Genomic DNA, 20,491 nt, shown 5'->3' with positions numbered 1-20,491 from the left:
ATTACGAATTTCCCGCATGTCGGCGTATGCGACTCAAGGTTTCCTTCGTGATGCCCAAAAAAGACGCGATCATTCGCAAAGGAAATCGTTCCAGAAACTGCGGATAATGCTGCAAAAAATTCTCGTATCGCTTTTCGGCACTCGCGCCAATATGGCAAAGCAGGCGCTTTTGGTTCGCAATCGAATGGTTGTCGTCGAGTTTGATGCGCATCTCGATAAAGGCCGGAATTGCGACCATGCGATCGATATTTTCCTTGCTGATGAGCAGCAATTCGGAATTTTCCCAAGCATCGATGTTGTAGATTGAAGGCTGTTCCTTGAAGTAACTGTCGCGATCGCCGCACCACCAATTCTCTATCTGCAAACCCAGGATATTTTCGGTTCCTTTTTCATCGACCGCATATTGACGCATGGCGCCATTGACGATGAAGCCGTAATTTTTGCAGATTTCTCCTTCCTGAAGAAAAAACTGCCCTTTCCGGTATTTTCTAGGCACAAAAAGTTCTTTGACAACCGCGATTTCCTGCTCGGTCAAAGGTGTCGTGGCATGGCCTTGAATGAATGAAATTAGTGTATCGTGCATTGTGATAAAGATAGCGCAAATTTGGCCAATCCAAAAGCGGTTGCGCGTTCGGGCCAGTTTGTCCAAAAAGCGAATCAGCCCCAATTCGTGCCGGGACACAAATAAGGGCTGAAGCTGCTTGTAATCTGAATTTCGAGTCGACTCAAATAGGCAAAATGCTTCCTTTCATGCGATAGAAACTGCCGTCGGGCAAAGTCGCGTTGCTGTAGACGATGCCGTTTTCGTGGTCTTCGAGGTGCGTTACCGTCGCGCCCGTGATTTCCTTCCACGAAACCATATAGACATCGGGACGGATTTCCGTGACCACCGTCTGCACTTTTTCGGTATGTCCTACCTTAGTCAAATCGCTTCCCTCGAGTATAGTGAACTCAAGTGAGTTGTCCGATTCGAAAAACAGTTTGACCTTAAGGAATTCGGTTTCCATTTTGTAGGTATTTCCGGTCAGTTTGTTTTTCATGATGGCATGATGTCAAAAGAAGTCATGGCATTTCCGCTTGCCGATTTCGAAGCCGGCACAGCTTCCTGGACAACATCCCAATGTTCCGCGATTTTTCCTTTTTCGAGACGGAAAATGTCCACTACGATCACCGGAATCGGTCCCCAACCTTGCACGAGACTGTGCGTGATGACGATGTTGTCCTGCTCGACGATGATTCCGGGTTCCCATTTAAAGTTCGCATCGAGAATCGAAAGTATGTCCTTTAACCCATCGTGCCCGTTGGTCATCGACGGATTGTGCTGTTTGTAATCCTTTTGCCAAAAGCGTTCGATGGCGGTATTGTCTCTTTGATGGAAGAATTCCTCCATCGCCTTGAGTACGATCTGTTTGTTTGTCATTGTGGATTTTTTTATCGGATTTATTTTCCGGACGGATATCGGTCAGTCGAGAAATACGTAAAGTGCCTTGATTTTTCCGTCTTCGACCAGCGTGATATCAATGCCTGTGGCGACGGGCGCTTGCAAATCGCTTCCGATTCCCCAACTGGTTTTGGCCATATTGCCGTTGACCGCTATCGGCCTGAGCAGAAAAAAGGTGAATTCCTGCGGAAAGTTCTGCAAGACGTTTGTTACCGCGTCGTTTATGGCTTCATATCCGCTGGTTTGGTGTCCTTCCTCGAACAATTTTGCGTCGGCGGAATAAAGGCTTTCGATGATTTTGATCCTTTCGGATGCATCCCGTTGTGCCCAAACCTGTCTCAGGTTTTTTTCGACGAGTTCGGCTATTTCGTTTTCCATTGGATTTTTGTTTAGATGATGGACGATGTGACGCTCACACCGTTCCGGGTTGTGTCGCCAGGAGTTGCGCTTCCCAGATAGCCGCGATTCCGCTTGCGCCGCCATGGTCGGAAAGGATTTCGGTCAGTTCGGCCAAATGCGTCGTGCGAGCCCAGTCGCGTTGCCATTCGGACGCAACTGCAAGCCAGGTAATCGGAACAATTCCGGCCTGAACCATACGGCGCACGGCCATATCGTGACTTTCGTTGCTCACGCCACCGCATGCATCGGTCACGACAAAAACGTCATAACCTTCGGCCGCAGCCTGAATTGCGGGCATCGCCACGCAGATTTCGGTGAAAAGTCCGGCGATGATCAGCTGTTTTTTGCCGCTATCCCTGACGATATCGGTCACTTTCGGATCTTCCCAAGTGTTGATGAACGTGCGGTTGATCGGTTTCTGATCTGGAAAAACGTCCTGAAGTTGCTTGATGATCAAGCCGCCGCGTTCCTCGATCACGGTCGTCAGCACGGTTTGCACTCCGAAGGCCTTTGCGGTTTTGGCCAGCGCGACGGTGTTGTTGACGATCATCGTCGGTTCGTGGCTGTTGAGATTGGTGAATTGGTAAGGTTGGTGGTCGATCAATACCACGATACTGTTTTCGGGACGAAGCAAAGCCTCCAAACCTGTTTTTGCATTTTTTGACATGTTGTAGTTTTTTTTAAGTTCGAATAGTCACAAAATTGCAATTCGCCCCGCCAACGAACGATGACATTTGGTAAAAAAGCGCGTTGACAAAAGTCAATTCAGAGCCGATTTTTTTTCAAGATTCTGCTTTTTCGGAACATAAAAAAAGCCATTCCTGTTTACGGGAAATGGCTTTTCGGAGATCGTATCTACAAAATCAGTCAGTCGAGGTTTTGATTAAAGGAATCACTTTTGAACCGATGATTTCGATGCTGGCCAGCAATTGCCCGTGCGTCAAACCGGCGTTGTCCATTTGGAATGTAAAGCGGTCGACGCCACCGAGTGACCTGCTGTGACGCAACAATTTTTGGGCAACTTCTGTCGGATCGCCCACGACCAAAGCGCCACTCGGGCCGTTTTGCGCGTCGAAACGAGCTCGCGTTACCGGCGGCCATCCGCGTTCTTTTCCAAGTTTGGTCCAGAGTTCCTGATAGCCCGGGAAATAATCTGAAATGGCTTTTTCGGACGTTTCGCCCACGTAACCCGGCGAATGCAATCCGACCTTCAGATCTTCGGGCGCAAATCCTGCTTTTCGACCGGCTTGTCTGTAAAGGTCGACCAATGGAGCGAATCTTTCGGTTTCTCCGCCAATTACGGCGACCATCAAAGGCAAGCCCAAAGTCCCGGCGCGTACGAATGATTCCGGAGTTCCGCCAACACCTAGCCAAACCGGAAGTTTTTCCTGTGAGGCACGAGGATAAACGGGCTGATTGTACAAAGGCGGCCGGAATTCGCCTTTCCAGTTCACGAATTCATTGTCGCGAATCTGTAAGAACAACTCGAGTTTTTCTTTGAAGAGAGCATCGTATTCGCTGAGTTCAAAACCGAAAAGCGGGTACGATTCTATGGCCGAACCGCGTCCCACGACGATTTCCGCGCGGCCTTTCGAGATCAGGTCGAGTGTGGCGAAATTCTGGTAAACCCGCACGGGATCTGAAGTGCTGAGAACCGTTACCGCGCTGGCTAGCCGAATATTTGTCGTCCTTGCCGCGGCCGCCGCGAGAATAACGGCAGGAGCAGAGTCCAGAAATTCCTTTTTGTGATGTTCGCCAATCCCGAACACGTCAAGTCCTGATTTATCGGCCTGGACGATCCTTTCCAGCAGTTGTTCCATCGCATCGATACTGCTCAAAGTAGTGCTGCCGTACATGGCCGATGCGAAACTGTCGATTCCTATTTCCATTTTAGTCTTGTTGTTTGTTTACTAATATAGCGACGTAAAATTAGCGAAAGATGCGGCTGTTCCTGTTGATTTATGGTAAATAGAAGCGTTGATAAATGTCAATTTCCGGCTTTTTGACAGCAAAATTTTACAAGTCTCCGGAATAGAATGTGCGATCCCCGAAAGACGTGGACAAACTTTGATGTAGGAGTTTGATTTTCGTAACCAAACGTTTGATTTTCGTTAGCAATAGCCGTTTTATTGCGGTAAATTGCATGTAATTGGAACGATCACTTTTGCCGTTTGACAAATGAAGGAAACCCGCGACATACTTTTTGCCTACGAACAAGCTGCCAAACTCGGGCTCAAAACTGCGTTGGCGACTGTCGTCAAGGTCGATGGCTCGTCCTATCGGCAGCCGGGCGCGAGAATGTTGGTCACCGAAGAAGGAACGCTCACGGGCGCGATAAGCGGCGGTTGTCTCGAAGGCGACGCGTTGCGCAAAGCGTTGGTCTGCATGAATAATAACCACAACAAACTCGTCACTTACGACACTTCGCGGGACGAAGACGTCGAATTTGGCGTGCAGCTCGGTTGCAACGGCATCATCCATATTTTGTTCGAATCCATAGACGAAACCGATCAAGAAAATCCAATTGCCATTTTAAGGAAATCAGTTGGCGAAAGACGCGAATCGGCTGTCGTTACCCTGTTTTCCGAAACCGATAAAAGCAGTCAGATCGGAACGGTTTTCATGGCTTTCGCCGACGGAACGCGTTTCGGTCAGAATCTGCCATCTGATTTGCCAGCGGCGGTTTCTGCCGTTTTCGGATCGCGCAAAACATCGGTTATCACTTTTGAAAACGGGAATTCAGCCTTGATCTGCTACAATCCGCGTTCGGTGAATCTCGTGATCGCCGGAGCCGGAAACGACGTGATTCCGGTCGTGAAAGCCGCAAATCTCATAGGTTGGGAAACGACGGTCGCTGACGGACGCGCCACGCACGCCAAAGCCAGACGCTTTCCCGAAGCCGGTTGCGTATGGATTGGAAACCCGAAATCTGTTGTTGAAAATATCGCAATCGACGACCAGACTTATTTTGTGCTGATGGCGCACAATTACCAATACGAACTCGAGCTGCTCAAGCTTTTGCTCGACTACGACGAAATTCCTTACATCGGGATTTTGGGTCCGAGGACGAAATTCGAAAAGCTTATGGCCGATTTGTCCGATGCGCGAATTTTCGTGTCCGAAGAAAAACGGAGAATGCTGTTCGGTCCGATAGGATTGGACATCGGAGCCGAAACTTCAGAAGAAATCGCGATCTCGATCGTATCCGAAATAAAAGCTGTCATTTCAAGAAGAAACGGCGGTTCACTCAAGTTCCGAAACGAAAAAATCCATTCCGAAAAACCACAAAAAATCTGATCATGCTAAAGGACACTTTCGGACGAAACCACGATTACCTGAGGATTTCCCTGACCGACAATTGCAATTTGCGCTGTTTTTACTGCATGCCCGAAGAAGACTATGCGTTCGCGCCCGCGGCCAAACTCATGCAACCGGACGAAATCGAGCAGTTGGCAAAAATTTTTGTGGAAAACGGCGTGCGAAAAATCCGCTTGACGGGAGGCGAACCTTTGGTCAGGAAAGACGCTCCCAAAATCATCGAAAAACTTGGGAATCTCGGCATCGATCTGCACATGACCACGAATGGCGTGCGAATACACGAAATGCTTCCACAGATCATCGCGGCCAAAATCAAGGGCATAAACGTGAGTCTCGACACTTTGCAACCAGACAAATTCCAGAAAATCACCAGACGCGACCTTTACCATCGCGTGAGAAGCAACATCGAGCTTTTGCTGCAACACGAAATCCCGACCAAGATCAATGTTGTGGTCATGAAAGGCCTGAACGAGAACGAGATTCTCGACTTTGTCGCGCTCACCAAAAATTATGCTTTGGAAGTGCGTTTCATCGAATTCATGCCGTTCGCGGGAAATAAATGGACGGGAAATCAGGTTTTTACGCTTGCAGAGATTCTCGAAACCGTAAAATCCAAATACGAATTCCTTTCAATTGCTCCCGAAATCCACGACACCGCAAAAGGTTTCCTGATTCCGGGCCACAAAGGCACTTTCGCGGTCATAAGCACGATGAGTTCGCCTTTTTGTGAAGGCTGCAACAGACTGAGACTTACTGCCGACGGAAAACTCAAGAACTGCCTGTTCTCCAAGTCGGAAACCGATCTTTTGGCGGCTTTGAGAAATGGCGAAAATGTACTTGAACTGATTCAGGAAACCGTCACGGCCAAGGCCAAAGCACTCGGCGGACAATTCGAGGCAAACGGAGCCCAAAGCGATGCGGATAATATCGAAAACAGAAGCATGATCACAATTGGCGGCTAATATGGAAAAAACGGCAATAATTATACTCGCGGCAGGAAATTCCTCGCGACTCGGAAGTCCGAAGCAATTGCTCGAATTCAACGGGCAAACCTTGATTCGGCACGTGGTTTCGGAGGCGCTTTTGTCCAACTCCGACGTTTTGCTCGTCACGGGAAGCCAATTTTCCGAAATCGAGAAAGATGTCCAAGAACTCGATGTCGTGCTAGTTCGCAATCCCGATTGGGAAATGGGAATGGGAAGTTCGGTCCGCATCGGCACGCAACGCGCTCTCGAATTGTTTCCCGATGTCGATCAGGTGATTCTGGCGGTTTGCGACCAACCTTTCGTAAGCGCGTCCGTCTTTCGAAGCCTGATTGGAAAAGCTGCGTTGTCGCCACAAAACATCGTTGCCTCGTCTTATTCCGAAACCGCTGGAACGCCCGTGCTTTTCAAGAAAAAATACTTTTCGGAATTGCTTGTATCCGACGGGAAACGGGGTGCGAAAAAACTTGTCGAAAACAATCCTCAGGATTTGGTCATGGTGGCTTTTCCGAAAGGAGAGATCGACATCGACACCAAATCCGACTACGAAAAACTGACTCAAAAACCATGATAAGCGTTTCCGAAGCCAAGAAAATCATTCTCGAAAACACTACTTTTTTTCACAAGCGAAAGCTGACGCTAGCCGAAGCTTTCGGCTGTGTTTTGGCCGAAGATGTAATCGCCAAAACCGACATTCCCAATTTCGACCAATCGTCGATGGACGGCTACGCGATCCGGTTTTCGGACAGCAAAGATCCGATGGAACTCGTTGGGGAAATGGCGGCCGGAACCTCGAAACAACTTTCGATAAAACAAGCGCAGGCGACTCGAATTTTCACGGGCGCGCCGCTTCCAAACGGAGCCGATACGATCCTGATGCAGGAAAAAGCATCGGTCGAGAACGGGATTTTATCGGCCCAAGATGAAAATCTCAAGTTGGGTCTGCACGTCCGGCCAAAAGGTTCCGAAGTGAAATCAGGCGAGATCGCGATGGTCGAAGGCACTTTGCTGTCCGCGGCGGCGATCGGTTTTCTGGCCGGGATCGGGGAAACCGAAGTTTGCGTTTTTGCGCCTCCTCGCATCGGGATCATTTTAACCGGAAATGAGTTGCAAACGCCGGGAAATCCGCTGGAATTCGGGCAGGTTTACGAAGCCAATTCGCTTTCTTTGGGTTCGGCTTTGCGAAAATCCGGCGTTTCCGATATCGACATTTACACGGCCGAAGACGATCCTGAAAAACTGCAATCGGTGTTGCAGAAAGCGCTCGACTGGAACGATGTCGTGCTTTTGAACGGCGGCGTGAGTGTCGGCGACTATGATTTTGTGGTTGAAGCCGCGGCCAAAACGGGCGTGAAGCAACACTTCCACAAAGTGAAACAAAAGCCCGGAAAACCGCTTTTCTTCGGAAGTAAAAACGGCAAATTGGTGTTCGGCTTGCCCGGAAATCCTTCGTCCGCGCTTACTTGTTTCTATCAATATGTGTTGCCCGCTTTGTGCAGGATCATGAAAAAGGACAATCCGGTTTTGACTGTGAAAGCCGAATTGACGCACGATTATCCAAAACCTGTCGGACTCACGCATTTCGTGAAAGCGTTCTTCGAAAACGGGAAAGTCACGCCTTTGCACGCCCAGGAATCGTATCGCATGCATTCTTTTGCGCAGGCGAACTGCTTTCTGGTCTTGCCCGAGGATTCGTCGGGAATTTCGAAAGGCGAGACGTCCGAAGTGCATTTGGTTCCGCTCTAAAAACAAACTTCCAAACATCCGACAATAACCCAAATGAAACAATTTTTCACAAGTTTGGCGGTACTTTCCTCCGTGTGTGCTTTTGCCCAATCTGAAACCGGGAAAGACTCGATCAGCCAGCGTTTTCCGTTGGGCGAGGTCGTGATTTCCAAACCCAATGACCAAGATGCCGTGAGCGGTGCCAAGCTTGAGGATTTCGCCAAAACCGACGTCAGCAAAGCCATGAGCCTGATTCCGGGCGTTTCGATTTCTGCGGTCGGCCCAAGAAACGAGGCGATGGTGCAGGTGAGAGGATTCGATTTGAGACAGGTTCCGGTGCTTCTCGACGGCATTCCGGTTTACGTGCCTTATGACGGTTATGTCGACCTGGCGCGGTTCACGACTTTCGATATGAGCGCGATTCAGGTTTCCAAAGGCTACACTTCGGTGAATTATGGTCCGAATGCTTTGGGCGGCGCGATCAATCTTATTACGAGAAAGCCGTCCAGAAAATTGGAGTTGAATGGCGCGACGGGTTTTATTTCCGGCGGATTCCGGAGCAATCTCAACATCGGAACAAAATGGGAAAAATTTTATGTCCAGGCCGGAATTTCCAAGTTAAAACGCGATTATTTTCCGCTTTCGGACGATTTTACGCCAAATGCGAACGAAGACGGCGACAGGCGCGGCAGCTCGTATGCATCTGACGAAAAAATCCACATTAAAGTTGCGTACACGCCGACTGAAAAATCCGAATACGCGCTTGTGTATTCGAACCAAAAAGGTAAAAAAGGCTCACCGGTTTACGCCGGAAATGACCAGCAGAATACATTGTTCACGCGTCCGAGATTCTGGCAATGGCCAAAGTGGAACAAGGAAAGCCTGTATTTCCTGAGCAATACCTACCTCGACAGCACGCAATCGGTGAAAACCAGATTTTTTTACGACACTTTCAAGAACCAACTCGATTCGTGGGACGATGCGACTTACAGCGCCATGACGCGCCCGTACGCTTTCCGAAGTATTTATGACGATTATACCTTTGGCGGAATCGTGCAATATGACAGGGCTTTTGGCAGGCGCGACAAGGTTTCTGCGTCGGTCCAGTACAAACAGGACGTGCACCGCGAGCACAACGTGGGCGAACCAGAACGCACGATGAGCGATGGGACGTTTGCCATCGGACTCGAAAACGAACTCAAATTGACGCAGAAATTTTCGTTCCTCACGGGAGTCAGTTTCAACAATCGCTCCAGCGTGAAAGCCCAGGATTATGATTCGGATGCGAATTCGGTCAGCGATTATCCGTCCAACAGCAACAGCGCTTTCAATGTTCAGGGCGCGTTGGTTTACGATGTGGATTCACGAAATCAGCTGCGACTTTCGGTTGCGAGAAAAACCCGATTCGCGACGTCGAAAGACCGCTATTCGTATCGATTGGGAACGGCGTTGCCAAATCCCGATCTCGAAGCCGAATATGCGATCAACTACGATTTGTCATATAAAGGAACGCTTTTCGACAAGCTCAACGTTCAGGCCGCCGGATTTTACAGCAAAATCCACAACACGATCCTGATGGTCAACAACGTACAATTTGACGCAGATCAGCAGCTTTTCCTGAGCCAATTGCAGAATGTCGGCCAAAGCGAATACATCGGACTTGAACTTGGCGCCGATTACAAATTCTTCAAAGCCCTGACTTTGGGTGCGAATTATACTGCCATCAAACGCAACAATCTGACCAATCCCCAGGTTCGGCTGATCGATGTTCCTACGAGTAAATTCTTCGGTTACGCGCAATTCGAATGGAGGGACAAATTCATGTTTCAGGTGAACGGCGAATACAATTCAAGCCGATTTTCGACTTCTTACGGAACGCGCGTGAATCCGTTCGCGGTTTACAACACAAGTGCCCGCGTCAAGGTTTGGAACTGGTATTCGGTCGAGGCCGGAATCAACAACGTTTTCGACAAGAATTACGCCTACGTTGAAGGTTATCCGGAGCCGGGTCGCGTTTATTTCGCTACTTTAGTTTACCGATACTGATCGCATGAGCCTAGAGATTTTCTACATTTTACTGTTTTTCGTCGCGGCACTTTATTCGGCTGTAGGCCACGGTGGCGCGAGCGGCTATTTGGCGCTGATGGCCTTGTATGGTGTGACGCCTCAGGAAATGAAACCGACTGCGCTCACGTTGAACCTGTTCGTCTCGCTTACGTCTTTTATCCAATATTACCGCGGCAATTATTTCGTTAGGAACTTGTTTTTGGCGGTTTCGGCATCGTCCGTTCCCATGGCTTTCCTTGGCGGAATGATGACTTTGGAGGAAAACATCTACAAAAGGATTTTGGGTGTTTGCCTGCTTTTTCCTGTTGTTCGGTTTTTCTTTTTCCCGAATCCGAAAGACGAGGAAATGAAACCTTACAATCTCGTGACAGCTTTGGTTATCGGAGCTGTCGTGGGAATGCTTTCGGGAATGATCGGAATTGGTGGCGGAATCATTCTGTCGCCGATTTTACTCTTGCTCAAATGGACAAACCAAAAACAGACGGCCGCGATTTCCGCCTTGTTCATTTTCGTAAATTCGATCGCCGGATTGGCCGGACAACTCACGAAAGGAATCGCCTTCACACCCGACATGCTTTGGTACGTTGTGGTCGCGTTCACCGGAGGTTTGGCCGGAGCGTATTTCGGATCGCTCAAATTCTCCCAAAATATAATCAAGTACATCCTGGCGACGGTGTTGCTCATCGCCGCCTACAAACTCTTATTCACCACAGCCTAATGAAAAAAATTGCCGCTTTTTTGCTTTTCGTCTGTCTTTCGGCCAGCGCCCAAACCAAGAATTCCATTGCCGTCGAAGGTGCGATTTCGAAGCCCTTTTCGGTTTCTTTCGACGAACTCAAGTCGTTCAAACAAGTCGGTTTGGACAGTTTGGTGATCCTGAACCACAAGAAGGAATACAAATCGACGTTGAAAAAACTCAAAGGCGTCTTGTTGCGCGATGTTTTGGAAAAGGCCGATATCAGCGTGAATTCGCCCAAATTCCTAAGCGAATACTATTTGGTGGTCACGGCCGACGACGGTTACAAAGTCGTGTTCTCCTGGAACGAGATTTTCAACAGTCCGACTGGCGATAAAACCCTGATCGTAACCGAAATCGACGGAAAACCGAGCAGTTCCCAAAAAGAAGGAATTTTGTTGATAACGCCCACAGACAAAGCCACCGGCCGACGTTACGTCAAGAATTTTTCGAAAGTCGTTATCCAAAAAATCCAGTAATGCCAACGAAAGTACTGTCATTCGGAATGTTGTCGGAAATTACCGGAAGCGAATTTTCGGTCTCCGCCGAAGATACCAAAGCACTTGAATCGGAACTTTTCGATCGTTTTCCGAAGTTGTCCGAAATCAAATTCGCGATTGCCGTAAACAAAAAGATCGTACACGAAAAAACACCGCTTTCCCAAACAGACGAAATCGCGTTGATGCCGCCATATTCCGGAGGATGATGAATAGGAATCCAAGATACGAACGCCATTATGTCCTGAAAAACTTCGGGGTTTCCGCCCAGCAAAAATTGGGTGGCGCGAGCGTGCTTGTCGTTGGCGCAGGCGGTTTGGGTTGTCCGGTCTTGCAATATCTTGCCGCGGCCGGCGTAGGGAAAATCGGGATTTCCGACGGGGATTCGGTGGCTTTGAGCAATTTGCAGCGACAGGTTTTGTTCGTCACTTCCGATGTCGGAAAACCAAAGGCAAAAATCGCATCGGAACGTCTGAAAAATCTCAATCCCGAAATCGAGATACTGGAATTCGGGTTTCACATCGACAACAAAAACGCGATGGAAATCTTTCCGAAATTCGACATCATCGTCGATTGCACCGACAATTTCGCCTCTCGCTATCTCATCAACGACGCCTGTGTTTTACTCGATAAGCCGTTGGTTTTCGGGGCGATTTTCAGATACGAAGGGCAAGTCGCCGTTTTCAATCTGTCTGGCGAAACCGGACGCAAGACGAATTATCGCGACCTGTTTCCGATTCCGCCGAACGCGAATGAAGCACAGGATTGCAACGAAGCCGGCGTTTTAGGCGTTTTGCCAGGAACGATCGGAACGCTGATGGCCAACGAAACCATAAAGATCATAACCGGATTGGGATCGGATTTAAGAAACAAGTTGTTCACGATCAACGTTTTGGATTACCAGAATTATACGCTGGAAATTTCGCCGAATCCGAAAGCGAAAGTTCCGGAGAATGTTAATGCTTTTTTGGAAACCGATTACGAATGGCTTTGCGGAAACAAGATTGAAGGAATCGCCGGGATTTTTGCTGAAGATTTGCTGGATTATCTTAAATCGGACGGCATTTTGGCAATCGATGTGCGCGAAAATCACGAACTTCCAAAGGCAGATTTCGCACACGAACGTTTTCCATTGTCGGAACTCAAAAATGAACTTCCAGACATCGATTCACGGAACATCGTCGTATTTTGCCAAAGCGGAAAGCGCAGTCTCGAAGCCGCAAAATTGCTTAGGGAATCGCTTCCGACAAACACCAAAATCGCACATCTCAAAGGCGGGATCATCGCTTTACAGGAATTTTTACATGGAAAAACCAGTTAAGAACATTTTCGTCCAAGGCGCGATTCATCCTGCTTTCATCGCCGAAAGTATCGCCAAACATGCGACCAGGACCAATATTGGCGCGCACAGTATTTTCCTCGGGCAAATACGCGCTGATGAAATTGACGGGAAAACCGTTTCGGCAATCGACTACACGACTTACCAAGAAATGGCTTTGCAGAAAATGCACGAGATCCGGGAAGAAATTTTCGCTGACTTCGACCTGACTTGCATGCACATTCATCACAGTCTCGGAACCGTGAAAGTTGGCGAAATCTGTCTTTTCGTGTTCACCTCGTCCAAACACCGAAAAATGGCCATCGAGGCTTGCAACAAAGTTGTCGAACGCATCAAATCGGAGCTTCCGGTTTGGGGAAGAGAGCTGTTCGCCGACGAAACCTTTCAATGGAAAACCAATTCATAATGGTCGATATCACACACAAAACGTCCACTTTGCGAAAGGCGATCGCTTCGGCCAAAGTCGTCGTTTCCAAGCCTGAAACCATTTCGGCGATCGAAAACAGACAAGTTCCGAAAGGCGATATTTTCGAGTTTGCTCGCGCCTCGGCACTTTTCGCGATCAAGAAAACCAGCGACGTGATTCCCGATTGCCATCCGCTTCCCGTCGAATTCGCGTCGATCACGTATAAAATCGAGGGTCTGGCCGTCGTGATTTCGGTCGAAGTCCATACGATCTACAAAACCGGCGTCGAGGTCGAGGCTATGCACGGCGCGTCGGTTGCGGCTTTAGTGATGTACGACATGCTCAAGCCGATCGACAAAGGCGTGACGATTGAACAGATCAAACTCGTGGAAAAAACAGGTGGAAAGTCCGACGCGAAGTATCCGACCGATCTGAAATGTGCTGTGATCGTTTGCAGCGATTCGGTCTCGAAAGGCGAGAAAGAAGAAAGTTCTGGCAAGAAAATTGTCGAGATTTTGTCAGAAAACGGCCTCCAGGAATGCGAATACGAAGTGGTTTCGGACGACATCATCAGCATTCAATCCGCTCTCGAAAAATTCCTGGAAGCCAAAATGGACCTGATCGTTCTAACAGGCGGAACGGGACTTTCGCACCGGGACGTGACGCCCGAAGCCGTATTGACGTACATTGACAAACCGATTCCGGGAATCATGGAAACGGCGCGCGCTTACGGTCAGCAACGTATAAGAACGGCCATGCTTTCCCGCGGTATTGCAGGTTTTTCGGGCGATTCTTTGATCGTGACGCTTCCTGGATCGAAAAAAGGCGTCGAGGAAAGTCTGCAGGCGATTTTTCCTCAGGTCTTGCACGTTTTCAGTGTGCGCGACAATTCGCCTCACTGATTTCGGAACCGATTTACCAATTTGGTGATTTCTTTGACCGCGATCTTGATTTCGGCTTCGGTGTTGAATTTTCCAAGGCTGAAGCGAATCGAAGCCAAAGCATTTTCGTCGGACAAACCGATTGCAGACAACACGTGTGAAGGTTTTGTCGTGATGGCCGAACAAGCCGATCCGTTGCTCACGGCGATGTTCTTGAGTGCCAGGATCATGTTCTCGGATTCGGTTTTTGGGAAACAGATGTTTGTCGTATTGTACAACCTGTCCTTGCGATTTCCGTTCGTGAAACTGCCGTCGATTTTCAAGAGTTCCGATTCCAGAAAATCCCTGAGTTGTTCGATTCTTTGCGCATCCGATCGCATTTCTTCAAAAGCGATTTCGCAAGCTTTTCCAAATCCTATGATGGCCGGAACGTTCAGTGTTCCGCTGCGACGGTTTCTTTGTTGGCCGCCTCCGTGGACTAATGGCGTCAACTTTTCGGTTCCGGATTTTGTGTAAAGCGCTCCGATTCCTTTTGGGCCATAAAATTTGTGGGCGGAAAACGCGAGGAAATCCACGTCCAAATTCCTGACGTCTACCGGGATTTTTCCGACGGCTTGGGTTGCATCACAAAGGAATAAAACCTGGTTTTCGCGCGCGATTTTTGCCATTTCTTTTATCGGATGGATTACGCCTGTTTCGTTGTTGACAAGCATTGCACAAACGAGTAAAGTATCTGACGAAACCGCTTTCCGGAAGTTTTCAGAGTCGATTGAGCCATCGGCATTGACCGCCAATTTTTGCACTTCAAAACCTCGTGATTCCAGAAAATCGCAAGTGTCCAAAACCGCTTTGTGTTCGGTGGAAATCGTGACGATTTTGTTTTTTTGTTTCGGATGCAATCCTTTCAAAACGGAATTTATCGCTTCGGTCGCGCCCGATGTAAAAACGATCTCCGAAGGTTTGCAACCAATCAGGCTCGCTACATTTTCCTGCGCATTTTCGACGGCATCGTTGGCTGACAATCCAAATAAATGCGCTGAACCCGAATTTGCATATTCCGAGGTAAAAAACGGCAACATTGTTTCGACCACGCGATCGTCTGTTCGCGTCGTGGCGTTGTTGTCCAGGTAAATTATCTGTTTTTGCATGTTTTGATTCGGCCTCGATCGGTAAAAATCAGCTCGGTGGCAAATTAAGGCAACTAATTTGTTTTGTAATGTTCAAGCCACAAATGTCACAAATGTCCACAAATCTGATTCGTGAAAATTCGTGACATTCGTAGAATTAGTGGCTTTTCTTGCTCGATGAAAGCCTTTGAAAAGGCGCTTAATTCAGACTGATGCGAGGCTGAAAGGCAATTTTCGGATGCGTTTTCCGGTCAAATCAAAAATCGCGTTGGTAAGCGCAGGCGCAAAAGGTGGCAATCCGGGTTCGCCTACGCCGCCCGCATCGTGTTCGTTGTCCATGATGTGAACCTCGATTGGCGGAATTTCGTTGATTCGCGGCATTTGGTAGTCATAGAAATTGTGCTGCTCGACGACGTTGTCCTTGAAAGTGATTTCGTGGTTTGTGGCCGCGCCCAATCCCATAACGATCGAGCCCTCGATTTGAGCCTCGATGATGTCTGGGTTCACGTACCAACCACAATCCATCACTGCCCAGACTTTGTCGATCTTTACGCCTCCGTTTGCACTTTTGGAAACTTTTACGACTTGTCCGACTGTCGTTTCGAAACACTCGGTTATCGCAACGCCGAAGCCTTCGTTTTTCTTGCGTTTTTTCCAGCCCGAAACTTCTTCGAGTTTGTCTATCAATTTTTGGCAGCGTTCCTCTTTCAAGTGACTGCGTCGGAATTGCATCGGATCTTTCCCGGCTTCGTGTGCCATTTCGTCCACAAAACTCTCGTAGGCGAATCCGTTTGTCGAGGCATAAACCGATCGCCAGAAACTCACCGGAATCGTCGTCTCGAAAGGAACATCGGCGATGCTCAGGTTTTTGATGCTATCGTAGTAAGGTTTCAGGAAGCCTTCGCTTGTATTGTCGTTCGGTTTGTCTTTCGGGCCGCCCATCCAATGCGAGATGTTTTGTCCGGCCATGCGGAATTTCAATGCGTCTATCTTTCCGTCGTCGATGGTTCCTTCGCATCGGTAGGAAATTCCCGGTCGGAACGGGCCGATCGTCGCATCGTCTTCACGCGTCCAGATGACCTGAACAGGCGTTCCGATCTCTTTGGAAATGGCAACGGCCTCGTGTGGATAATCGGTCAGTGCCTTGCGTCCGAAACCACCTCCGAGAAACGTCATGTTCACGATCACTTTTTCCTTGTCGATATTGTATTTTTTCGAAACGTAATCCTGAATCCAACCGGGCGCTTGGACAGGTCCCCAAATTTCGATCGAATCGCCTTTGTAGTGCGCGATGCAGTTCAAAGGTTCCATTCCTACGTGCGATTGATAAGGCGTTTGGTAGACGACATCAAGTTTTTTTGCCGTTTTGGAAAGGATTTCGGTTGGATTTCCCTGCTTTTTAACCGACAGTCCTTCCTCAGTATGTAGCAAGTCCTGTTGCGTTTCGAAGATTTCAGGCGAACTCCAGTGCTTGAAGCCTGAACTTTCCCATTCGACTTTGAGCGCTTTTCGACCCTGAAGCGCCGCCCACGTCGAATCGGCCAAAACGACGACACCTTCGCGATCGAAAGCGAAATAACCCATCGTGGTCTTGAAAACGCGTTTCACACCCGGAACTTTCAGCGCGGCCGTAGCGTCAAAACTCTTGACTTTGCCCAAATATCTCGGGTCGCGTTCCACCGAGGCGAATTGCAATCCAGGAATGCGTTTGTCGAGTCCGAAGACCAGCGCGCCGTTGGTTTTCAAAGGCGTGTCGATGCGCTTCAATGGTTTGCGGATGATTTTGTATTCCGATATTTTCTTGAGTTTCGGATTGGTCGGCGTAGGTAATTTCGAAGCCGCTTCGGCCACTTTGCCATAATGTACTTTTTTGCCCGATGGTTTGTGGATCACGTGTCCGGATTCAGCATAGCACTGGGAAACCGGAACATTCCATTTGGCGGCGGCCGCGGCGATGAGCATTTCTCGTGCCGATGCGCTCAATTTCAACAGATTTTTATAGGCCGATCGGATTGTCGAACTTCCGCCCGTGATCTGTCCGCCGTATTTTTTCTCGTTTCCGATGGCGAAAATCACATTGATGTCCTTGAGGTCAACTTCGAGTTCTTCGGCCACGATCTGAGGAACCGAATGATACGAACCTTGTCCCATTTCGGCCCTGTGGTTCACGATCGTCACTTTTCCCGACGGATTGATGATGATCCACGGACACAATTCGATTTCTTCGGCACTCAATTCTGACGGACGGACCAAAGTTGGCGCGCCATCGGCATCGAAAGCAATTCCGAGGCAAAGCGCCACGCCGCCCAAACCGGTGAGCTTTAGAAAATTCCTTCTCGAGTTTTCGTTGTTATTTTTAGTCATTTTGCGAGCTTTAGTTGGAAGTTATTTGGCCGGAGCATAAGCCCCATTTTCAAGCCAGGTGATCCAGGCTTTTTTGAATTGGGCGTGCGTCAGTGGCGGAGCCGGTCGGCCTTTTCCCATGTTCCAGCCTGCTTTTACGAGGCCGTCGTCGGCGTGTTCGATGAGTTTTTTGTAGTCTTTGTTGCCGTTCTGTTTCGGGTCGACCAACTGTTTGGCCAATTGGTTGATGCTTCGGCCTTCGAAAACCATTTTCATGTCGGCAGGCGGCAAATGCCAGTTCGGATTTCCGGGCGGCGTGTGAACTCCGGCCGTGTTTTGCGGCTGATGGCAGTTGGTACACTTCATCGCATAAACGCCTTTACCGTCTTTGCCACGCTTTGGCTGCATGGCGTGCACGTGGCTGTCATCGCCTTGAAGCGGAATGTCGCCTTTTGGGTGGCAGTTCATGCAACGCGGATGCATCAATACTTTGTAGACTTGTCTGAAAGCCTTTACCGATGCCACGCTGTCTTTTTTGGGAGTCTTTATCGCCACGTAATCTTCGTCGGAAGACAGATTCGTCTTGATCGAAAATGCCATGGCCACGCCGATAAACAAAAGCGAGGCAACGATAAGACCGTATTTTTTTGTCTTTTTCATAGGTTGTTTCGTTTGTTGTTAACTGCCTTTCGATTGGATTTCGGCGGCTTTGTGGATCGCCTTGCGGATTCTCAGGTATGTTCCGCAGCGGCAGATGTTCCCGGCCATCGCGTCGTCGATGTCCTGATCGGAAGGATTCGGGTTCTCGCGAAGCAATACCGCCGCCGACATGATCTGTCCCGAATGGCAATACCCGCATTGCGGAACGTCGATTTCGGCCCAGGCTTGTTGCACCGGATGCTCGTTGTTTTGCGCCAGGCCTTCTATGGTCACGACTTGCTTTCCGTCGGCTCTCTTGACTTTGGTGACGCAGGATCGCACGGCTTCACCGTCGAGGTGCACGACGCAGGCTCCGCATTGGGCGACGCCGCAGCCGAATTTGGTTCCGGTTAGACCTATGGAATCGCGTATGGCCCAAAGCAAAGGCATTTCTGGATCGAGGTCGAGCTTGTGCGCTTTTCCGTTGACGTTCAGTGTTATCATAAGTGGTTGTTTTTCAATTCGTGCAAAACATAAATTTACTCCAAATCGAAAACGTGGGAGGTTGGTTTTTCAAACAATTTGTTGCGAAAATCAAACCGCGCTTCAATTTAAAACGGTTATAAATAGTTTGGAATCGGCTTTTTTAGGATTCTTTCTGCTGTTTTGTTAGCCACGGATAAATGGATTTCTGAATTTGCCGCGAAAAGTCTCTTGCCGTTTTTTTTAGCCGCGAATTCGCGAATTTTCTCGGTTTGTGTAGAAATTCGCGAATTCGCGGTTAAAAATTTTCAGACTTTTCTCGAGCGGTATTTCCACTATACCTTGGCGACAAGAACTGGCCACGAATGCACGAATTTGCATCTGCTGAAATTATTCGTGCATTGCCGCAGGCCAGTTCGCGTTGCTCGGGTCGTGGCTTAAAAATTTTGCGTTTGCTCCAAACTTGATTTCGGACGCTCGTCTTAACTAATTATTTTTTGCCGCGAATACACGGATTAACACATCGTAAATTCTATTGTGCTGATTTCCATTTTACTTGAAATTCACGGATTTTTAGTCAAAACGTGTCGGTTATTTTTGGGCACGACACGGGCAACGCGAGCTGGAAGGCTGTGCACGAATTTTCGAGAGCCGAAATTATTAAGCACTTTTTTAAAGCCGCGAATTCGCGAATTTTCCCGGTTTGTGTAGAAATTCGCGAATTCGCGGTTTGAAAATTCAGACTTTTCTCGAGCAGAATTTCCACTATTCCTTGGCGACAAGAACTAGCCACGAATGCACGAATTTGCATCTGCGGAAGTTATTCGTGCACTTTTTTAAACCGCGAATTCGCGGCTGAAAGATTTTTTGAAGTTGTTCGTGGCAGGGAAAAATATCGGCGGAAGCCAAAAAATAAGTGGGATAAAAAAGGAGTTGAAAAAGAAATTCGCCTCAACCGCCGCCTTTCGGGATAAAAAAAGCATCCGCGGAGACGGGTTTCGAGAAATCGGTGGCTAACGCCTGGGAAATAGTGTCGCGGAAATAATAGAAATTTTTGGACTTTTCAATAAATAGGTTCGCGCCGATGACTCGCGTGATCTGTACTGTTATCGCGTGTCCGCTAACGGTCAGCATCACCACGGGAAGGTTTCTGTATTTTGGGATGCGCCTGATGTTGCGCAGGATTTCCACTCCGGACATATCGGGAAGGTCGATGTCGAGAAATAGCAAAGTCGCCCGGTCGAGTGCCGAGATAAGTTTGTCCGCCCGATTGAAAATCTCGCAATCGTAGCCCAATTCTTCCAGAACCTCGGCCAAAAATTGCGCGTCGGCCGGATCATCTTCCATGTAGAAAATCATACTATTGAAAAATAAGTAATTTCAACGGATTCAAAAGCGTGGATGTTGCGGCATATTGAAATTGTATAAAAGTTTTTTTGCAAATATGCATTTTGTGGGAAACGACTTATTTTCGTGAGCGCATAAAAACAGGTTGCGAGCGCGCTAATTAACGAATATTATCCGTTATTCGCGTATCGGTTTCCGAAATTTACCGAATATCAAAACCAATCCCGCGACATGCTTTTTCCTGACAAATACACCTCTTCCTATTTTGGCGAACTCGACCTCAACGCGCTCGAATCCTGGCACGAAGCCGAAATCGAGTTGCATGGAAGAGCGGTCGAAATTGCGTTGACGTTTATGTCGGAAGACCGAAAGACCACGCGAGGAGCGCTTGCGAAAATCGACGAATTTCTCGATGGTTTTGCTTTGAAAATCAAACAGATAGAATCCGTTTTGGCCAAAGATTACCGCAGCGGGCGAACCGTCAAGCAGTACATCGACTTCCTGACCGAGGAAATTGACGAGGAGGAAATAATGGAAGTGATGCCGAATTATGAAGCCGATGCGTCGATCGAGGACAATATTTTCCGTCACATCCACTTGCTTAGTGCCGTGTTTTATCCCGAAGCGGGCGAGAACATTTTCGCGATTCTCGACTATTCGATTTCCAAGGAACTCACCGACGAACTTCTCGTGGCGCGGTTGAAGACCGACAATTCTTTGGACATCTTGATCGAAAGCTGAAACCGACACTTTTTTGGGT

23 protein-coding genes are annotated in these 20,491 nt (G+C 48.5%); 12 read left to right on the top strand and 11 right to left on the bottom strand.

What is annotated here, in order from left to right:
- Window position 1 precedes the first annotated feature (1 nt).
- The 6 genes from EOO49_RS05250 to EOO49_RS05225 form a co-directional block, all read right to left on the bottom strand.
- Window positions 2–583 carry a Crp/Fnr family transcriptional regulator gene (locus EOO49_RS05250; RefSeq protein WP_290843433.1) on the bottom strand — a complete coding sequence of 194 codons (582 nt, stop codon included), beginning with the start codon at window positions 581–583 and terminating at the stop codon, window positions 2–4.
- 142 nt (window positions 584–725) lie between these two features.
- On the bottom strand, window positions 726–1,040 hold the full coding sequence (locus EOO49_RS05245; protein WP_290843431.1) for a hypothetical protein: 315 nt from the start codon (window positions 1,038–1,040) through the stop codon (window positions 726–728).
- A complete protein-coding gene (locus tag EOO49_RS05240) occupies window positions 1,037–1,420 on the bottom strand; it encodes a nuclear transport factor 2 family protein (RefSeq protein WP_290843429.1) in 384 nt (127 codons plus the stop codon). Before EOO49_RS05240 ends, EOO49_RS05245 begins: the two co-directional genes overlap by 4 nt.
- Window positions 1,421–1,462: 42 nt before the next feature.
- Entirely contained in the window at window positions 1,463–1,819 is a 357-nt protein-coding gene (locus EOO49_RS05235) for a nuclear transport factor 2 family protein (RefSeq protein ID WP_290843427.1), read from the bottom strand.
- A gap of 34 nt (window positions 1,820–1,853) precedes the next feature.
- A complete protein-coding gene (locus EOO49_RS05230; RefSeq protein ID WP_290843425.1) occupies window positions 1,854–2,507 on the bottom strand; it encodes a hydrolase in 654 nt (217 codons plus the stop codon).
- 196 nt (window positions 2,508–2,703) lie between these two features.
- A complete protein-coding gene (locus tag EOO49_RS05225; protein ID WP_290843423.1) occupies window positions 2,704–3,729 on the bottom strand; it encodes an LLM class flavin-dependent oxidoreductase in 1,026 nt (341 codons plus the stop codon).
- A gap of 289 nt (window positions 3,730–4,018) precedes the next feature.
- Here EOO49_RS05225 and EOO49_RS05220 point away from each other — a divergent pair, with 289 nt between their 5' ends.
- From EOO49_RS05220 to moaCB, 11 genes are read left to right on the top strand one after another with little or no spacing between them, the layout of a single operon-like run.
- On the top strand, window positions 4,019–5,137 hold the full coding sequence (locus EOO49_RS05220; RefSeq protein WP_290843421.1) for an XdhC family protein: 1,119 nt from the start codon (window positions 4,019–4,021) through the stop codon (window positions 5,135–5,137).
- Window positions 5,138–5,139: 2 nt separating this feature from the next.
- The gene (gene moaA / locus EOO49_RS05215; RefSeq protein WP_290843419.1) at window positions 5,140–6,120 is read left to right on the top strand and encodes a GTP 3',8-cyclase MoaA; all 981 of its coding nucleotides are present in this window, start codon (window positions 5,140–5,142) and stop codon (window positions 6,118–6,120) included.
- Window position 6,121: 1 nt separating this feature from the next.
- Complete coding sequence (locus EOO49_RS05210) at window positions 6,122–6,712, top strand: nucleotidyltransferase family protein (RefSeq protein ID WP_290843417.1); 591 nt, start codon at window positions 6,122–6,124, stop codon at window positions 6,710–6,712.
- Window positions 6,709–7,887 carry a gephyrin-like molybdotransferase Glp gene (gene glp / locus EOO49_RS05205; RefSeq protein ID WP_290843415.1) on the top strand — a complete coding sequence of 393 codons (1,179 nt, stop codon included), beginning with the start codon at window positions 6,709–6,711 and terminating at the stop codon, window positions 7,885–7,887. The genes EOO49_RS05210 and glp overlap by 4 nt, the downstream gene beginning before the upstream one ends.
- A 33-nt stretch (window positions 7,888–7,920) precedes the next feature.
- Window positions 7,921–9,912 (top strand): TonB-dependent receptor, encoded by a 1,992-nt coding sequence (locus EOO49_RS05200; RefSeq protein ID WP_290843413.1) that lies wholly within the window; start codon window positions 7,921–7,923, stop codon window positions 9,910–9,912.
- A gap of 4 nt (window positions 9,913–9,916) precedes the next feature.
- Window positions 9,917–10,651, top strand: coding sequence for a sulfite exporter TauE/SafE family protein (locus EOO49_RS05195; protein WP_290843411.1), 735 nt, complete (start codon window positions 9,917–9,919; stop codon window positions 10,649–10,651).
- Window positions 10,651–11,148: a molybdopterin-binding protein gene (locus EOO49_RS05190; RefSeq protein ID WP_290843409.1), complete on the top strand. Its 498-nt coding sequence runs from the start codon at window positions 10,651–10,653 to the stop codon at window positions 11,146–11,148. The genes EOO49_RS05195 and EOO49_RS05190 overlap by 1 nt, the downstream gene beginning before the upstream one ends.
- A complete protein-coding gene (locus tag EOO49_RS05185) occupies window positions 11,148–11,375 on the top strand; it encodes a MoaD/ThiS family protein (protein WP_290843407.1) in 228 nt (75 codons plus the stop codon). Before EOO49_RS05190 ends, EOO49_RS05185 begins: the two co-directional genes overlap by 1 nt.
- Window positions 11,372–12,487 carry a HesA/MoeB/ThiF family protein gene (locus EOO49_RS05180; protein ID WP_290843405.1) on the top strand — a complete coding sequence of 372 codons (1,116 nt, stop codon included), beginning with the start codon at window positions 11,372–11,374 and terminating at the stop codon, window positions 12,485–12,487. Before EOO49_RS05185 ends, EOO49_RS05180 begins: the two co-directional genes overlap by 4 nt.
- On the top strand, window positions 12,471–12,911 hold the full coding sequence (locus EOO49_RS05175) for a molybdenum cofactor biosynthesis protein MoaE (protein WP_290843403.1): 441 nt from the start codon (window positions 12,471–12,473) through the stop codon (window positions 12,909–12,911). The genes EOO49_RS05180 and EOO49_RS05175 overlap by 17 nt, the downstream gene beginning before the upstream one ends.
- A complete protein-coding gene (gene moaCB, locus EOO49_RS05170) occupies window positions 12,911–13,813 on the top strand; it encodes a bifunctional molybdenum cofactor biosynthesis protein MoaC/MoaB (RefSeq protein ID WP_290843564.1) in 903 nt (300 codons plus the stop codon). The genes EOO49_RS05175 and moaCB overlap by 1 nt, the downstream gene beginning before the upstream one ends.
- Here moaCB and EOO49_RS05165 read toward each other — a convergent pair.
- The 5 genes from EOO49_RS05165 to EOO49_RS05145 form a co-directional block, all read right to left on the bottom strand.
- Window positions 13,807–14,940, bottom strand: a complete 1,134-nt coding sequence (locus EOO49_RS05165; RefSeq protein WP_290843401.1) for a cysteine desulfurase family protein — start codon at window positions 14,938–14,940, stop codon at window positions 13,807–13,809. The genes moaCB and EOO49_RS05165 overlap by 7 nt on opposite strands.
- 183 nt (window positions 14,941–15,123) lie before the next feature.
- Window positions 15,124–17,283 (bottom strand): molybdopterin cofactor-binding domain-containing protein, encoded by a 2,160-nt coding sequence (locus EOO49_RS05160; RefSeq protein ID WP_290843399.1) that lies wholly within the window; start codon window positions 17,281–17,283, stop codon window positions 15,124–15,126.
- Window positions 17,284–17,304: 21 nt separating this feature from the next.
- Window positions 17,305–17,922, bottom strand: coding sequence for a hypothetical protein (locus tag EOO49_RS05155; RefSeq protein WP_290843397.1), 618 nt, complete (start codon window positions 17,920–17,922; stop codon window positions 17,305–17,307).
- Window positions 17,923–17,940: 18 nt separating this feature from the next.
- Window positions 17,941–18,405, bottom strand: coding sequence for a (2Fe-2S)-binding protein (locus EOO49_RS05150; RefSeq protein ID WP_290843395.1), 465 nt, complete (start codon window positions 18,403–18,405; stop codon window positions 17,941–17,943).
- A 930-nt stretch (window positions 18,406–19,335) separates the two neighbouring features.
- Complete coding sequence (locus EOO49_RS05145; RefSeq protein ID WP_290843393.1) at window positions 19,336–19,743, bottom strand: response regulator; 408 nt, start codon at window positions 19,741–19,743, stop codon at window positions 19,336–19,338.
- A 219-nt stretch (window positions 19,744–19,962) separates the two neighbouring features.
- Between EOO49_RS05145 and EOO49_RS05140 the strand changes: the two genes are divergently transcribed.
- Window positions 19,963–20,472, top strand: coding sequence for a DUF2004 domain-containing protein (locus tag EOO49_RS05140; RefSeq protein WP_290843391.1), 510 nt, complete (start codon window positions 19,963–19,965; stop codon window positions 20,470–20,472).
- The last annotated feature ends 19 nt before the right edge of the window (window positions 20,473–20,491 follow it).

The organism is Flavobacterium sp. (assembly GCF_004295795.1).
GTDB lineage: Bacteria > Bacteroidota > Bacteroidia > Flavobacteriales > Flavobacteriaceae > Flavobacterium.
Note: the sequence above shows the minus strand (reverse complement) of the source record. Positions and strands in the feature narration are given on the sequence as shown.

Bases quoted from the DNA above. Each gene is read 5' to 3' on its own strand.
- EOO49_RS05140 (WP_290843391.1), top strand. From the start codon at position 19,963: ATGCTTTTTCCTGACAAATACACCTCTTCCTATTTTGGCGAACTCGAC.
- EOO49_RS05165 (WP_290843401.1), bottom strand. From the start codon at position 14,940: ATGCAAAAACAGATAATTTACCTGGACAACAACGCCACGACGCGAACA.
- EOO49_RS05235 (WP_290843427.1), bottom strand. From the start codon at position 1,819: ATGGAAAACGAAATAGCCGAACTCGTCGAAAAAAACCTGAGACAGGTT.
- EOO49_RS05150 (WP_290843395.1), bottom strand. From the start codon at position 18,405: ATGATAACACTGAACGTCAACGGAAAAGCGCACAAGCTCGACCTCGAT.
- EOO49_RS05175 (WP_290843403.1), top strand. From the start codon at position 12,471: ATGGAAAAACCAGTTAAGAACATTTTCGTCCAAGGCGCGATTCATCCT.
- EOO49_RS05190 (WP_290843409.1), top strand. From the start codon at position 10,651: ATGAAAAAAATTGCCGCTTTTTTGCTTTTCGTCTGTCTTTCGGCCAGC.
- EOO49_RS05240 (WP_290843429.1), bottom strand. From the start codon at position 1,420: ATGACAAACAAACAGATCGTACTCAAGGCGATGGAGGAATTCTTCCAT.
- EOO49_RS05155 (WP_290843397.1), bottom strand. From the start codon at position 17,922: ATGAAAAAGACAAAAAAATACGGTCTTATCGTTGCCTCGCTTTTGTTT.
- EOO49_RS05210 (WP_290843417.1), top strand. From the start codon at position 6,122: ATGGAAAAAACGGCAATAATTATACTCGCGGCAGGAAATTCCTCGCGA.
- EOO49_RS05160 (WP_290843399.1), bottom strand. From the start codon at position 17,283: ATGACTAAAAATAACAACGAAAACTCGAGAAGGAATTTTCTAAAGCTC.
- EOO49_RS05245 (WP_290843431.1), bottom strand. From the start codon at position 1,040: ATGAAAAACAAACTGACCGGAAATACCTACAAAATGGAAACCGAATTC.
- EOO49_RS05220 (WP_290843421.1), top strand. From the start codon at position 4,019: ATGAAGGAAACCCGCGACATACTTTTTGCCTACGAACAAGCTGCCAAA.
- moaA (WP_290843419.1), top strand. From the start codon at position 5,140: ATGCTAAAGGACACTTTCGGACGAAACCACGATTACCTGAGGATTTCC.
- EOO49_RS05195 (WP_290843411.1), top strand. From the start codon at position 9,917: ATGAGCCTAGAGATTTTCTACATTTTACTGTTTTTCGTCGCGGCACTT.
- moaCB (WP_290843564.1), top strand. From the start codon at position 12,911: ATGGTCGATATCACACACAAAACGTCCACTTTGCGAAAGGCGATCGCT.
- EOO49_RS05250 (WP_290843433.1), bottom strand. From the start codon at position 583: ATGCACGATACACTAATTTCATTCATTCAAGGCCATGCCACGACACCT.
- EOO49_RS05230 (WP_290843425.1), bottom strand. From the start codon at position 2,507: ATGTCAAAAAATGCAAAAACAGGTTTGGAGGCTTTGCTTCGTCCCGAA.
- EOO49_RS05180 (WP_290843405.1), top strand. From the start codon at position 11,372: ATGATGAATAGGAATCCAAGATACGAACGCCATTATGTCCTGAAAAAC.
- EOO49_RS05225 (WP_290843423.1), bottom strand. From the start codon at position 3,729: ATGGAAATAGGAATCGACAGTTTCGCATCGGCCATGTACGGCAGCACT.
- EOO49_RS05145 (WP_290843393.1), bottom strand. From the start codon at position 19,743: ATGATTTTCTACATGGAAGATGATCCGGCCGACGCGCAATTTTTGGCC.
- glp (WP_290843415.1), top strand. From the start codon at position 6,709: ATGATAAGCGTTTCCGAAGCCAAGAAAATCATTCTCGAAAACACTACT.
- EOO49_RS05200 (WP_290843413.1), top strand. From the start codon at position 7,921: ATGAAACAATTTTTCACAAGTTTGGCGGTACTTTCCTCCGTGTGTGCT.
- EOO49_RS05185 (WP_290843407.1), top strand. From the start codon at position 11,148: ATGCCAACGAAAGTACTGTCATTCGGAATGTTGTCGGAAATTACCGGA.